Source organism: Armatimonadota bacterium, from assembly GCA_031081585.1.
Lineage (GTDB): Bacteria > Sysuimicrobiota > Sysuimicrobiia > Sysuimicrobiales > Humicultoraceae > Geohabitans > Geohabitans tengchongensis.
On record JAVHLY010000047.1, the window covers coordinates 1 to 12,485 of the forward strand.

Here is a 12,485-nt window from a genome sequence, read left to right on the forward strand (position 1 = left end):
ACCTCGGGATCGGTGAAGGTCACGCGTGGGACGACACGCAGATCCTCCACCGTAGCCGTTTCGGCCGTGGCGTTCATCCCGGCCAGGTGTCCCTCGTAGGCGGCGACGTGGGTGAAGCGGAGACGGCCAACCGCATCGCCTGCGGCCCAGATGTGGGGGAGGTTGGTGCGCAGGCTGGGGTCGGTGACCACGCCGCGCGGATCGACCTGCACGCCGGGACGGGAGAGCTCCAGCTCGTCGACGGCGGGGCGGCGTCCCACGGCCACCAGGATCTCCGCCGCCTCCACCACCTCGACCCGCTCTCCGACGCGCACGTGCAGCCGCCTGCGGCCGTCCTCACGGTCCGTGCGCAGCACCTGCGCGCCCGTCAGCACCCGCACGCCCGCGTCCTCCAGGAACTGCCGGAGCAGGACGGCGATCTCCGGATCCTCCCGAGGCAGGGGCTGCGGTTCCTGCTCGATCAGCACCACCGGGACCTCGAAGCCGGCGTAGATCTGCGCAAACTCCACCCCCACCGGTCCGCCGCCGATGATGGCCACGGAGGCCGGCAGCGTCGTGGCCCGCGAGGCCTCCAGGTTCGTCAGGAATCCGGTTTCCCGCAGGCCCGGGATGTCCGGCACGGCGGGCAGGCTGCCCGCGGCGATAACAAAGCGCCGGGCCGCCAGGCGCTCTCCGTCCACGTCCAGCGTGTACTCCGCCACGAAGCGCGCCGTGCCGCGGAGGACGGCAATTCCGGCCTGCTCGAACGCCATGGCGTACCGGCGCTCTTCCCCCGTGACCAGGTTGACCATGCGGTCCCGCCGCGCCGCCACTACCGACCAGTCGAAGCCGACATCGGCAACCCGGACACCGAACTCCCCGGCGCGCTTGACCATCCGGTACACCCGGGCGCAGCGCAGCATGGCCTTGGTAGGGATGCAGGCGTAGTGCGGGCATTCACCGCCCAGGCGGTCGCGTTCCACGACGGCCACGCGCGCACCCGTTCGGCGTGCCGCGTAGGCCGCGCTGCTCCCGGCGGAGCCCGTGCCGATGACGATCAGGTCAAAGTGGCGCAAGGAGACGCTGCAGCCAGCGGATCTGCTCGTGGACCCTCACCAGCGAATGGCTGGCGCTGAGCCCGAGCGGGAGCAGCGCGACGTGCCGTTGTCCGGCCACCTCGCCCCCGGCCTGGTAGCCGCAGACCGGGCAGGTCTAGACCGTCACGAGCGCGGCTCCGTGCCGGCCTGTTTCATCGCCTCCTGGTGTCGGGGCTCGCTGGCGGCCTCCCGCAGGTGCCGCTGCTTCTCCTCCTCGTTTTGGGCCTGGAATCCACACACGCTGCACTGCCAGTAGGGCTGGGCCATCTCCGTCTCCCTCCTGCGGTGTCGTATCCCCGGCCGTCACGCGGTGGGGTCGTTGCTGTTCACGGTAGGCGCCGCACGCCGCCGCGAATGTCATGGGGCTTACAGGGCGCTCCCTGCGGTCCTCGTTGCGCCTGTGGGATGGACCACAGTCAGTTCGCCCGAGAGGGCCTACACTGGGCCCACGATGAGGCTGCCGACCAGCTGGCTCCTGGGACTCGTGGCCTTGGCGGTAGGGCTGGTACTCCTCGTCCGGCTGGGGGGCCGTCCCGCCCCCACGGGGTCGCCGCAGACTGCGCCTCACGGTTCCTCGCCGGACGAGGAGGCCGTCCTGGCCCGCATGCATCGGGTGCTGCCCCGCGACGCCATCCTCCCCATCTACGACCCGACATTCCTGCCGGCGTCTCAGGCCCGGCTGCGCGATGACGAGCTGGTCCTCGGAGTGGCCTGGGGCGGAGGGGCCAAAGCCTACCCCATCGCCGTGCTCAACACCCGGGAGATGGTGAACGACGAGCTCCGGGGGGTTCCTATCCTGGTCACCTGGTGACCACTTTGTTACACCGGTCTCGTGCATGACCGGCGGATCCAGGGCAAGGCGATGGTCTTCGGCAACCAGGGGTGGCTCTACATGCGGGCCATGACCTGGTGGGACCACGGGACACGTTCCATCTGGTCGCAGCCGATCGGCCAGGCCCTCGTCGGCCCGCTCCGGGGGACAATGCTAGCGGTCCTACCCTCGGCCCTGGTACCCTGGGGCACCTGGCGCGCCGAGCACCCCGACACCCTGGTCCTGGCCGAGCGTGCAGGCCTGTTCGCCTTTCCGGAGCGCCCCCGGGATGACTTCGTGGTCGGCATCGCCCTCGGCGGGCACAGCAAGGCCTACCGGTACATCGATGCCGTCCGGCTGCGGGTGATCAACGATCGGGTAGGCCCCTTTCCCGTTCTGGTGGTTGCAGATCGCCGGGTCCGGCGCGTCCAGACGTTCTCACGGGCGACCACCAGGGGCACCCTGACCTTTGCCTTGCGGGGCGAGCACCTGGTGGATCGGGAGACGGAGACCGTCTGGGACCCGGTCCGCGGCTTGGCTCGGGAGGGCCCGCTGCGCGGGGAGGCGCTGCGTGTCATCCCGCACAGCTCCGCTTTCGATTGGGCCTGGCTCGACTTCTACCCCAACAGCCAGATCTACGTTCCTCCCCCGGGCTCGGGGGGATCCCACTAGCCCCCCGGCCGGATCGCGTGTCGCGCCAGCTGCGGTCGCACCAGGCAGGTCCGGAATGTCCCGTGACCGGTATCGGTTATCTTGGAGTCGAGGGGTGTCCCAGCGGACCCCTGCAGGGGGGATGGGCCATACCGCCGCTCAAAGACAAGGCCTGGTACCTGCGCGGGGCCTTCGTCTTCCGCGACCTCCCCGAGGCCGAGATGCGCCGGCTGGCCGAGCGCGCGTCGATGCGCACCTACGCCCGCGGGCGGGTCATCCTCCAGCCGGGCGAGCAATCGGCGATGGTCTTCCTCATCAAGGAGGGACGGGTGAAGCTCTCCACGACGTCCCCGGAGGGACGGGAGCAGATCCTGGCCCTGCTCGAGCCCGGGGACCTGTTTGGGGAGCGGGCGCTGCTCGGTGAACGGCATCCCCTGCAGGCCGAGGCCTTCGAGGACACGGTGGTCTGCGGGGTGCCCAAGGAGGACCTGGAGCAGCTCCTGCGCAGCAACTCCGAGATCGCCCTGCGGTTGATCCGCGTCCTGGCGGAGCGCCTGCGCCTGGCCGAGGAGGAGATCGAGAACCTGGTCTTCCGGGACGTCCCCGGGCGCCTGGCGGCGGTCCTGCTGCGACTGGGCGAGGAATACGGCGTGCGCGAAGACAGCCTGATCCGCCTGACGCTCCGGCTCACGCACCAGGACCTGGCGAACATGGTAGGGGCCACCCGGGAGACCGTGACCACCATCCTCAGCCGGTTCAGGGGCGAGCGGCTGATCGACGTCGACCGCCGTCAGATCGTGATCCGCGACCCCGAGGGCCTGCGGCGGCTCATGCGCCGCGGCGAACCTGTACGCGACCCGCCGGCGGCGCGTGGGCAGTGGCCGGGTGCAGCCGGGGCCCGTCCGAGCGGCGCGTGACGCCTACACGAACGCCTCCGGCAACTGGAAGACCGTCAGACCTACCCCCATCGGCGGGATCTGGCGGAACGGCCCGGGAGTCCCGCCGGCCGCGAAGTCCGTGCCGGGGATGCTGAGGGTGTAGCCTTCCACCTCGCCGGTCTGGAGCCCCGCGGGTCCAAGGTTGCAGTAGATGGTCAGGACGGCGCCGCGGAAGACAGCTGCCGACGGGCGGAGCCGCTGGATGTCGACGACGAACTGGCCGACGCCGGCGGCTGCCCCGCCGTAGGTCCCGAGCTCCCGGAAGCTCACGAGCAACCTGGCCTTCCACGTCTCCGACCCCACCAGGGGGAACGGAGGAGTGGCGGCGGGCTGGAAGTGGAAGAAACTCCCGCCGCCCTCCACCGGCGAGGAAGGCCCCCTCGCCGGATCGAACACGCCGCGGCCTCCCATCGCGATCAGGTGCTGTCCCGCGCCGGTGCCCGCGGCGCTGACGGCCAGGAAGACGAAGGCCCGCTGGCTCTGCGCCAGTGCGGGCTGGGCGAAGGCGTCCACCAGCGCCGGCAGGGCCCCCAGGGCCAGTGAGCCCAGGCCGGCCTGCTTCAGGAATGCCCTCCGGTCGATCATCGTCATCGCCTCCCTCGGCGGGACGGGCGCCAGGCCTGCCGGTCGAGCGCTCACCCCGGGATGCTCGCTGGCGGACTTGCCTCACCGGTGCGATCTGCGGGCGCGCCGGAGCCTACGACAGAAGACCAGTCCGGAGGGCCTATTTATTGCGTGGTCCGTCGGTTGCGGTCGCCTGGACGCCGATCCAGGCCCCGGTCATGTACCTCGGCTGCCGGGGGGCCGGGGTGGAGGCGGGGAGGTCGGATCGGCCCAGGGAGCCGACCAGCGTCAGGCCGCTCCCAGGGCGGTCGCCGCCTTCGCGTAATCCTGCGGGGGCACCCAGATGAGCATGCCGTACCGGCCGGCGCCCGCGCCAAGCGCGGTGGCGGCGACGATGTTGATCCCGGCGTTGGCCAGCTTCCCCGCGTGCTCGGCGGCCGCACCCACGCGGTCCTCCCCCTCGATGAAGAACGCGCGCTTCGGGCCCACCAGGCTCAACCCGGCGGCCTGGGCTGCCTGCCGGAACGCGCCGATGTCGGCCGGCACGAGGTCGATCTGTGCCTGCCCGCCTCCCGTGGGAAACGCGTGGTAGGCCAGCAGCAGCACGCCGGCGTCGCGCAACGCCGACAGCACCCGGTAGCTCTCCCCGGGCCTGTCCGGCACGGTCACGTAGAAGTACTCCACCTGCCGTACCTGATCGGCCATGTCCCGCCCTCCCGCTGACGTACGTCCATCATACGTCCTCACCCATACGTCCTCACCAGGCGGGCGCTTCCCCCGAGGCGGGCGATGGGGCGGCGGGAGCCGGGCGTGCGGGGGTGACCAGACCGGCTGCGCCCAGCCCCAGGCTGACGGCCACCAACCCTACCCACCCCGCGGTGAACCCTCCTGTGGTGTCGCGCAGCATCCCGAGCACCAGCGGCCCCGCCACGGCGGCGAGCTGTCCCGCCGTGAGGACGGCTCCGGTCGCCGCTCCGACGCGGTCCACCGGCGCCAGCTCCGCCGCTGCCGCCAGGCACAGGGTGAAGGCCAGGCTCGTCCCGATCCCGATCAGGCTCCCCCACAGGATGCCCCCGGCTGCCGGTCCGAGCACGCCCAGCACCCCCACAGTGGTCACCGTGCCCGCCGCCACCAGACCCCGACGGTACCCGCGGGCACCGCGCACCAGCCGGGGCGTCAGGAGCGCCGCCGGGATCGAGCAGAGCGACAGCGCGCTGATCGGCAGCGATGCCCGGCCCACACTCCATCCCTGGGAGACGTAGTACTCGGGGAGCCAGGTGACGAGCCCGTAGAAGACCAGGGCCTGCGCGCTAAACGCCGCCGCGACCGGCCACAGCCCCGACACCACCCACCCCGGGCCGGCCCGTCGGTTCGCCGCGGACAGCTGTGCGCCGGGCAGACCGTTCCGTGTCAGCACCGCCCATCCCAGCGCTGGGACCAGTCCCAGCGCCCCCCAGAAGAGGAAGACCGCCTGCCACGTGTGGAGGACGACGAGGAGCACAGTGGCCGAGGCACTGACGGCGGCCAGCGCTCCTGCGAGCATGCCGGTGGCGTAGACGGAGGTGGCCCCGGCGCTCCCGCCGGGAACGGCTCTGGCGAGGCGGGCCAGCGCGGGCTGGCTCAGGCTGATCCCCACGCCGAGGACCGCGGAGAGGCCCAGCAGGACGACGGGAGCGGTGAGCAGCCCGCGCAGGCCGCCGGCCACGGCGATCCCCAGTTGCGCGAAGAGGAGGACCGGCACCGGCCCGACCCGGTCATTGAGCAGGCCGGCAGGGACGGAGAGCGCGGCCATAAGCAGCAGGGGCAGCGCCGTGAGGCCGGCCGCCGCCGTGGCCGAGAGGTGCAGATCGCGGAGGACCAGCGGGAGGAGCGGACCCGCTGCGACCAGCGGAGCCCGGCAGTTGAAGGCGGCGAGCCACATCAGGGCGAGGAGGAGGCTCCTCGGCATGGCTCTCTTACGCATCCGGCGGAGTGCGAGGCAGCCACCCTGACCAGGCGGCCTCGAAGTCGACGCCCGTCACCTCCACGGCGAGCACTCGGACCACCGGACCTGCGAACCCCACCCGCAGCACCTCGCCGACGACCAGGGGGACGGGCATGGTGTGGATCACCAGGGTGGCGCCGTCGTGGACGAGCACCGTCAGGCGAGCACGCACGCGGGCGACCGGCAGGTCGCCGGGCAGCGCGCGCAGCGTGACCGTGCCGGGCCGGACCTCCGTCACCACCCGGACCTCGCGCAGCGCCAGTGCGGTGTACAGCCCCGCCTCAACGGTGCGGGTGAGCACCGGCGGGTCGACGAGCGGCGGGCGCGCGTCGGTCACGGCGAGGCGGTAGCTGCGGATCAGGGTACGGCCGAGCGGCAGCACCGCCCGGAAGGCTTCGCTCTCCCCCGGCGCCAGGATCCAGGGGATGCCGTCGCTGCCGAACGCCGCCAGGTCACCCTGCGGGCCGTAACCCCACACGTCGATGACGAGGCGACTCACCGCCAGCGGCCCCGCGTTCCGGACCGTCCCCGTGACCGTGAACTGCCTGTCCGCCAGCCCATGGGCCACACCGAGGAGCTCGACGGTGGCGCGGGCGCCTGGGGCGGCGGGAGCCGGGGATGGCAGGAGGCTCCTGAGGAGCAGCGCGATGATCGGCAGGAGGGCCCAGCGCATGGCGGTGCGTCTACGGCTCCAGCCTACACCGACAGCGAGGGGCGCGCAGCCACGGGTGGCCGCAGCGGAAGCCCCAGTTCTCCCGTCTTCGAAGGGGCGGCGTCCGGAAGTTCGAAGGGAGCAGGGTCCGGATCGTACGTGCGTTCGCATCGCCGCGCAGTCGCACCGGACCCGACGCTTCGGTAGAGTAGAGAGAGATTGGGAGGGAGATGGGGCATGGCCATCGATCGGGTGCGGCAGGCGCTGCGCACCCACGGCATCGAGCCAGAGGTGCTGGAGTTCCCGGCGGGCACGCGCACCGCCGAAGAGGCCGCGCGGGCCGTCGACACGACCCCGGCGCAGATCGTGAAGTCGCTGGTGTTCCTGGCCGATGGGCGTCCCGTCCTGGCGCTCGTCTCAGGGGCCAATCGGGTGGACCTCCAGAAGCTGGCCCGGGCGGTCGGGGCGAGGACCGTGACCAAGGCAGACGCCGAGACCGTGCGCGAGGCCACGGGCTTCGCCATCGGGGGCGTCCCGCCGGTGGGGCACCGGCAGCCGTTGCCGGTGGTGATGGACCGCGACCTGCTGCCGCATCCGGTCGTCTACGCGGCGGCGGGCACGCCGCAGGCGGTCTTCCCGATCGCGCCCGGCCGGCTGTGCGACCTGACCGGGGCGGCCGTCGTCGACCTGCGGGAGGACCGCGGAGGAGGCCGGACGGTGCTGGAGTTCGAGGCGCTGCGCAGGCTGTTGCGCGAGGTGCAAACGGTGGCGGTCGTCGGCCTCTCGGCCGACGAGGACGCCGAGAGCTACGGGGTGGCCGCCTACCTGCAGCAGGCGGGGTACCGCATCATCCCGGTGAACCCGCGCTACGCCGGGCAGGAGATCCTCGGTGAGCGGGTCTACGCCTCGCTGCGCGAGGTCCCCGTGCCGGTGGACATCGTAGACGTCTTCCGCCGGTCCGACGGGGTGCCACCCATTGCCGAGGACGCGCTGGCCCTCTCACCCCGCCCGAAGCTCTTCTGGATGCAGGTGGGCATCGAGCACCCCGAGGCGGCGCGCCGACTGGAGGCGGCCGGCATCCCCGTCGTCCAGAACGTCTGCCTGCGCGCCACGCACCGGCTCCTGGCGCTCGGCTGAGCCCCGACCCGCGGAAACCGATGGGCCACTCCGCGTGCAATGCCGACCTCGAGGTCCGGGCGGCGCTCAACTTCCCGCCGGAAACCTGCATCGTCGATTCCACCCTGCGAAGCTTACAGGCAGGCTTCTCCGGCAGCGGCTACACGGTCCGCGACCTTATGAAGGCGATCGGCCACCGCTGGCCACATCGCTCCCTGAGGTCATGATGGTGCTGGCGGCCCTTTACGGCGTGCGCACGGGTATCCGCCCGCAGCCCCTCCGGGACGTCTCGCTCCTGGTGCGCCAGCACACCGGCGTTCCTCTTCCCAGGGGCGCCCGCCGCGCCCCGCGGGCCAGGCAGCGCCTCGACGTCCGGGAGAGGCAGGCCGCCCGGACGACCGGATGACCCGCGGGCGGGGTAAACATGACCGTCGACCTCGTCATCCGCGGCGGCACCGTGGTCACCGCGGACGGCGCACGCCGGCTGGCCGTGGCGGTGCAGGGCGAGACCATCGCCGCCCTCGACCGCGACGACGCCATGCCCCCCGCCCGCGAGGTGCTCGATGCCGACGGACTGTACGTCCTCCCCGGCGTCATCGACACCCATACCCACCTCCGAGAGCCGGGCAACACCGACCGGGAGGATTGGGAGACCGGCACCCGCGCGGCGGCGGCTGGCGGAGTCACCACCGTCCTCGAGATGCCGACAGCCTCCCCGCCAGTGAACGCCGCGGGCGTCCTGGTCACGCGCGCAGCGCGAGTCCAGCCCCGCGCCTATGTGGACTTCGGGCTCTACGGCGGTGCGAGCGCAGACAACCTGGCGGACCTCCTCCCCCTGGCTGAGGCGGGGGCCGTTGCCTTCAAGACCTTCCGCACACGGGCCTTCCCCGGTCGTGAGGGCGAGTTTCTCGGAATCTGCTGTCCCGACGCCGGTGGGATGTGGCAGGCGATGGCGGAGACGGCCCGCACCGGCCGCTTCCACGTGGTCCACGCTGAAGAGCAACAAGTCCTGGACGCAGCGTACGCGCGCGTGCGGGCCCAAGGGCTGCGCGGGGGGCCCGCCCACGCGGCGGCACGGCCCGAAGTCGCCGAGGTGGCCTCGGTGGCGCAGTGCCTGGCGCTCGCCGCGTCCGTCGGCACGCGCATCCAGTTCGCTCACCTGAGCACCCGCGCTGCCGTCGACCTGGTTGCCGCAGCGCGTGACCGTGGCGTCCGGGCCACGGTAGAGACCTGCCCGCATTACCTCACCTTCAGCGAGGAGACCCTCGAAGCATGGGGCCCGCTCGCCAAGAGCGACCCGCCTCTACGCCCGCGCGAGACGGTCGAGCAGCTCTGGGAAGCGGTGCGTGCCGGCTTGGTGGACGTCATCGGCTCCGACCACGCTCCATTCACCCTCGAGGAGAAGCAGCGCGGAGCGGACGACATCTTCCAGGCCCCTTCAGGGATCGCCGGGCTGGAGCTGCTGCTTCCCCTCATGCTCACTCACGTCCACGCGGGCCGCCTGTCGCTGCCGGCACTGGTCCGGCTCACGAGCGAGAACCCCGCGCGCCTCTTCGGACTCTGGCCGCGCAAAGGACGCCTGGCGGTGGGAGCGGACGCGGACCTGGTGATCGTGGACCTGCACGCGGAGCGGATCCAGGACCATCGCCGGATGCACACCAAGGCCGCGGCGACGGCCCGGCTGTTCGACGGGATACGGCTTCGGGGGCTGCCCGTTTACACCCTCATCCGGGGCCGCGTCGTCATGCGGCAGGGCGAAGTGGTCGGCCCTCGAGGGTGGGGACGGTGGGTGCGCCCGACCTGACGGTTGAGGCGGCTAGGTCGGCCGGGGCTGCAGCTAAACCGTGGCTTGGTCAGCGAGGCGCCACATCGCGTGGGCGAGCACCGTCGCGCCGACCAGGATGTCCTCCGTGTCGACCTCTTCCAAGTGAGAGTGGCTGAGGCCGGACCGGTTGCGCACCAAGAGCATGCCGGCAGGCGCCAGCTGCCCTGCGTACATCGCGTCGTGAGCTGCCCGGCTCACCACCGGCACAGCCTGGACGTGCAGATCGGCACAGACCTCCTCCAGCAAGGCCACCAGTGCGGACGGGACAACGGCAGGCGTGGACCGGGAGACGGCAGTCCAGCTGACCTCGACGCCGCGGTCCGCCGCGACCCCGCGCAGGCGGCCCTGGACCGCACGCATCGCCGCCGCCATCGCCCGGTCGTCGACCGCGCGAATCTCCACGTCCAGCGTGGCCCGTCCCGGGACGGTGTTGAAAGCCCCGGGTTCCACGCGGACGTTCCCGACGGTGGTCCAGGCGCCTGACGGTTCCAGCCGGCGGCCCTCCCCTTCTACGGCGAGGATGACCGCCGCGGCTGCCGCTAGGGCGTCCTTCCGGTTCGCCATCCGGGTAGCCCCCGAGTGGCTCGCCATCCCCTCCACGATCACCCGCAGGCGGAGCGGGGCTGCGATCGCCGTCACGATGCCCACGGGCACCCCAGCATCCTGCAGGTCGGTGGCCTGGTCGATGTGCAGTTCGAGGAAGGCGCGTGCCCAGGTTCCCGGCTCACGCCGCGCTGCCGTCACATCGGGGGTTCCGAGGCCCAGCGCGGCCAGCGCCTGCCGCAGGGAGACGCCGGCATCGTCGACGAGACGGTCGAGGTCATCCGGGGCGAGCGCGCCGGCGAGCCCTCGGCTCCCCAGGCACCCCGTGCCAAATCGGGTGGACTCCTCGGCGGCGAACGCGACGACTCCGACGGGCGCCTCCGGCGCCGCCTCGCGGATCGTCTGCACCGCGTGGATTGCGCAGACCAGGCCGAGCGCCCCGTCGAACCGACCGCCGTGCAGCACGCTGTCGAAGTGGGAACCCGAGAGGACGTCGTCGGCAGGTCCCCCGTGCCTGCGGGCAGGCCGTCCTTCCACGTTGCCCAGAGCGTCCACCGAGACGGCCAAACCCATCGCCCGCAGCTTGCCGGCGATCCAGTTCCGGGCGGCCTGTTCCGTTGGGGTGTAGGCCAGCCGGGTGATGCCTCCGGATGGCTCCTGTCCGATGGTGGACAGCTCCCGAAGATCCGCCAGGAGACGGTCCGCTGATAAGGGTTCGAATCTCGAGGTGCCCATAGGAGCGCCGCCGGTTGACTTGGTACACGTATCGGAACCCGATTTCATTTTCTGGATGTGTCAGCGGACGCCGTCAACGAGATTTTCACTCAGTAAGCAGGAGTTCAGCGCAGGTTGTCTGCAAACATTTTCAGCAATGCTTGTTTCAGGCGGGAGGTGAACATGTCTCGCATCGCAGTCGTCATGCCTGGACCCGAGGCCCGGCGCTTGTTGCGTCTGCGCGAACAATACGTGCCGCGGGGGGTAGCCACTGCGGTCCCTACGGTAATCGCCCAGGCTGAGGGTGCCCGGGTGCGTGATGTGGACGGCCACGAGTTCATCGACTTCGCCGCCGGAATCGGCACGGTAAACGTCGGCCACCGGCCCATGGCGGTGCTCGAGGCGGTGCGCGCCCAGCTGGACCGCCTCCTCCACACCTGTGCGCACGTGGCCATGTACGAGCCGTACCTCTATCTGGCCGAGCGGCTGGCCTCCGTGACGCCGGGGACCGGGGCGAAGAAGGTCCTCCTGGTGAACAGCGGCGCCGAGGCGGTGGAGAACGCCGTGAAGATCGCCCGGGCCGCCACCGGGCGCCGCGCCGTGGTCTGCTTCGAGTACGCCTTCCACGGCCGGACGGTACTGGCCCTCAGCCTGACCAGCAAGGTCAGGCCCTACAAGGCCGGCTTCGGCCCGTTCGTGCCCGAGGTGTACCGGGCGCCCTACTCCTACCCCTACCGCTGCCCCCGCGGCGGGGACCCGGCCGACTGCGACCTCTGCACGGGGCGGGCGCTGGAGGTCTTCCTGGCGACGCACGTGGACCCGGCGGAGGTGGCGGCGGTGATCGTGGAGCCGGTGGCGGGAGAGGGGGGGTTCGTGGTGCCGCACCCGGCGTTCCTGCCCACGGTGGCGGAGCTCTGCCGCCGCCACGGCATCCTGCTCATCGCCGACGAGATCCAGACCGGCTTTGGCCGCACCGGACGGCTCTTCGCCGTGGAGCACGCCGGCGTGGTTCCCGATCTCCTGGTCCTCTCCAAGTCGCTGGCGGCCGGGCTGCCGCTGGCTGCGGTGGTAGGGCGGGCGGAGGTGATGGACGCACCGGTGGTCGGGGGCCTGGGAGGGACCTTCGGCGGCAACCCGTTGAGCTGTGCGGCGGCCCTGGCGGTGCTGGATCTGGTGACGGACCCCGCCTTCCTGGAGCGCGCCGGCCGTCTGGGTGCGGCCATGCAGGCACGCTTGGCCGCCATGGCCCAGCGCTACCCGCTGGTGGGCGAGGCTCGCGGCCTGGGAGCGATGGCAGCCCTCGAGCTGGTGCGCGACCACACGACCAAGGAACCGGCCGCCGAGGAAACCGGTCGGGTCCTGCGCGCCTGCCACGAGCGTGGTCTCCTCATCCTGAAGGCGGGCGTCCACGACAACGTCGTCCGGCTCCTGCCGCCGCTCACTATCAGCGATGAAGACCTGGAGGACGGTCTGGCCATCCTGGAGGATGCACTGACCGTTGTGGTTGGCTGAGAACGCTGTGGAGTTCCGCCGTTGGCCGTGGCCTTCGGTTCTGTGCGCTTCGTTGGCGTTGTTCGATTCGGTGTCGGGGACCTGAGGGTTCGTTCAGAT

12 protein-coding genes are annotated in these 12,485 nt (G+C 71.6%); 5 read left to right on the plus strand and 7 right to left on the minus strand.

Translation table 11 applies throughout. The features are described 5' to 3' along the window. Together RB146_13230 and RB146_13235 are read right to left on the minus strand one after the other, a co-directional pair. A partial coding sequence (locus RB146_13230) for an FAD-dependent oxidoreductase (GenBank protein ID MDQ7829929.1) occupies positions 1-1,055 on the minus strand: 1,055 nt, incomplete at its 3' end. Positions 1,056-1,199: 144 nt separating this feature from the next. Beyond that, the gene (locus RB146_13235) at positions 1,200-1,343 is read right to left on the minus strand and encodes a hypothetical protein (GenBank protein MDQ7829930.1); all 144 of its coding nucleotides are present in this window, start codon (positions 1,341-1,343) and stop codon (positions 1,200-1,202) included. A gap of 337 nt (positions 1,344-1,680) precedes the next feature. Here RB146_13235 and RB146_13240 point away from each other — a divergent pair, with 337 nt between their 5' ends. Together RB146_13240 and RB146_13245 are read left to right on the plus strand one after the other, a co-directional pair. Continuing rightward, the gene (locus RB146_13240) at positions 1,681-2,559 is read left to right on the plus strand and encodes a DUF3179 domain-containing (seleno)protein (GenBank protein ID MDQ7829931.1); all 879 of its coding nucleotides are present in this window, start codon (positions 1,681-1,683) and stop codon (positions 2,557-2,559) included. Between the two features lie 62 nt (positions 2,560-2,621). Then, positions 2,622-3,455 carry a Crp/Fnr family transcriptional regulator gene (locus tag RB146_13245; GenBank protein MDQ7829932.1) on the plus strand — a complete coding sequence of 278 codons (834 nt, stop codon included), beginning with the start codon at positions 2,622-2,624 and terminating at the stop codon, positions 3,453-3,455. A 3-nt stretch (positions 3,456-3,458) separates the two neighbouring features. Here the strand turns inward: RB146_13245 and RB146_13250 are convergent, their stop codons facing one another. From RB146_13250 to RB146_13265, 4 genes are all read right to left on the minus strand, one after another. Beyond that, complete coding sequence (locus tag RB146_13250; protein ID MDQ7829933.1) at positions 3,459-4,067, minus strand: twin-arginine translocation signal domain-containing protein; 609 nt, start codon at positions 4,065-4,067, stop codon at positions 3,459-3,461. A gap of 261 nt (positions 4,068-4,328) precedes the next feature. Continuing rightward, positions 4,329-4,745: a hypothetical protein gene (locus RB146_13255; protein MDQ7829934.1), complete on the minus strand. Its 417-nt coding sequence runs from the start codon at positions 4,743-4,745 to the stop codon at positions 4,329-4,331. Between the two features lie 52 nt (positions 4,746-4,797). After that, entirely contained in the window at positions 4,798-5,988 is a 1,191-nt protein-coding gene (locus tag RB146_13260; protein ID MDQ7829935.1) for an MFS transporter, read from the minus strand. A 7-nt stretch (positions 5,989-5,995) separates the two neighbouring features. Then, positions 5,996-6,697 carry a hypothetical protein gene (locus tag RB146_13265; protein MDQ7829936.1) on the minus strand — a complete coding sequence of 234 codons (702 nt, stop codon included), beginning with the start codon at positions 6,695-6,697 and terminating at the stop codon, positions 5,996-5,998. 216 nt (positions 6,698-6,913) lie between these two features. Between RB146_13265 and RB146_13270 the strand changes: the two genes are divergently transcribed. Both RB146_13270 and allB read left to right on the plus strand, forming a co-directional pair. Then, the gene (locus RB146_13270; GenBank protein ID MDQ7829937.1) at positions 6,914-7,813 is read left to right on the plus strand and encodes a CoA-binding protein; all 900 of its coding nucleotides are present in this window, start codon (positions 6,914-6,916) and stop codon (positions 7,811-7,813) included. 403 nt (positions 7,814-8,216) lie between these two features. Then, entirely contained in the window at positions 8,217-9,596 is a 1,380-nt protein-coding gene (gene allB, locus RB146_13275) for an allantoinase AllB (GenBank protein MDQ7829938.1), read from the plus strand. A 33-nt stretch (positions 9,597-9,629) separates the two neighbouring features. Here the strand turns inward: allB and RB146_13280 are convergent, their stop codons facing one another. Further along, positions 9,630-10,895 carry a hydantoinase/carbamoylase family amidase gene (locus RB146_13280; GenBank protein ID MDQ7829939.1) on the minus strand — a complete coding sequence of 422 codons (1,266 nt, stop codon included), beginning with the start codon at positions 10,893-10,895 and terminating at the stop codon, positions 9,630-9,632. 183 nt (positions 10,896-11,078) lie between these two features. On the opposite strand from RB146_13280, the gene gabT reads away from it, so the two are divergent. Next, a complete protein-coding gene (gene gabT, locus RB146_13285) occupies positions 11,079-12,386 on the plus strand; it encodes a 4-aminobutyrate--2-oxoglutarate transaminase (protein MDQ7829940.1) in 1,308 nt (435 codons plus the stop codon). Positions 12,387-12,485 lie beyond the last annotated feature (99 nt).

Coding starts and splice junctions, on each gene's coding strand:
- RB146_13255 (MDQ7829934.1), bottom strand. CDS start 4,745: ATGGCCGATCAGGTACGGCAGGTGGAGTACTTCTACGTGACCGTGCCG.
- RB146_13270 (MDQ7829937.1), top strand. CDS start 6,914: ATGGCCATCGATCGGGTGCGGCAGGCGCTGCGCACCCACGGCATCGAG.
- RB146_13250 (MDQ7829933.1), bottom strand. CDS start 4,067: ATGACGATGATCGACCGGAGGGCATTCCTGAAGCAGGCCGGCCTGGGC.
- gabT (MDQ7829940.1), top strand. CDS start 11,079: ATGCCTGGACCCGAGGCCCGGCGCTTGTTGCGTCTGCGCGAACAATAC.
- RB146_13235 (MDQ7829930.1), bottom strand. CDS start 1,343: ATGGCCCAGCCCTACTGGCAGTGCAGCGTGTGTGGATTCCAGGCCCAA.
- allB (MDQ7829938.1), top strand. CDS start 8,217: ATGACCGTCGACCTCGTCATCCGCGGCGGCACCGTGGTCACCGCGGAC.
- RB146_13280 (MDQ7829939.1), bottom strand. CDS start 10,895: ATGGGCACCTCGAGATTCGAACCCTTATCAGCGGACCGTCTCCTGGCG.
- RB146_13260 (MDQ7829935.1), bottom strand. CDS start 5,988: ATGCCGAGGAGCCTCCTCCTCGCCCTGATGTGGCTCGCCGCCTTCAAC.
- RB146_13265 (MDQ7829936.1), bottom strand. CDS start 6,697: ATGCGCTGGGCCCTCCTGCCGATCATCGCGCTGCTCCTCAGGAGCCTC.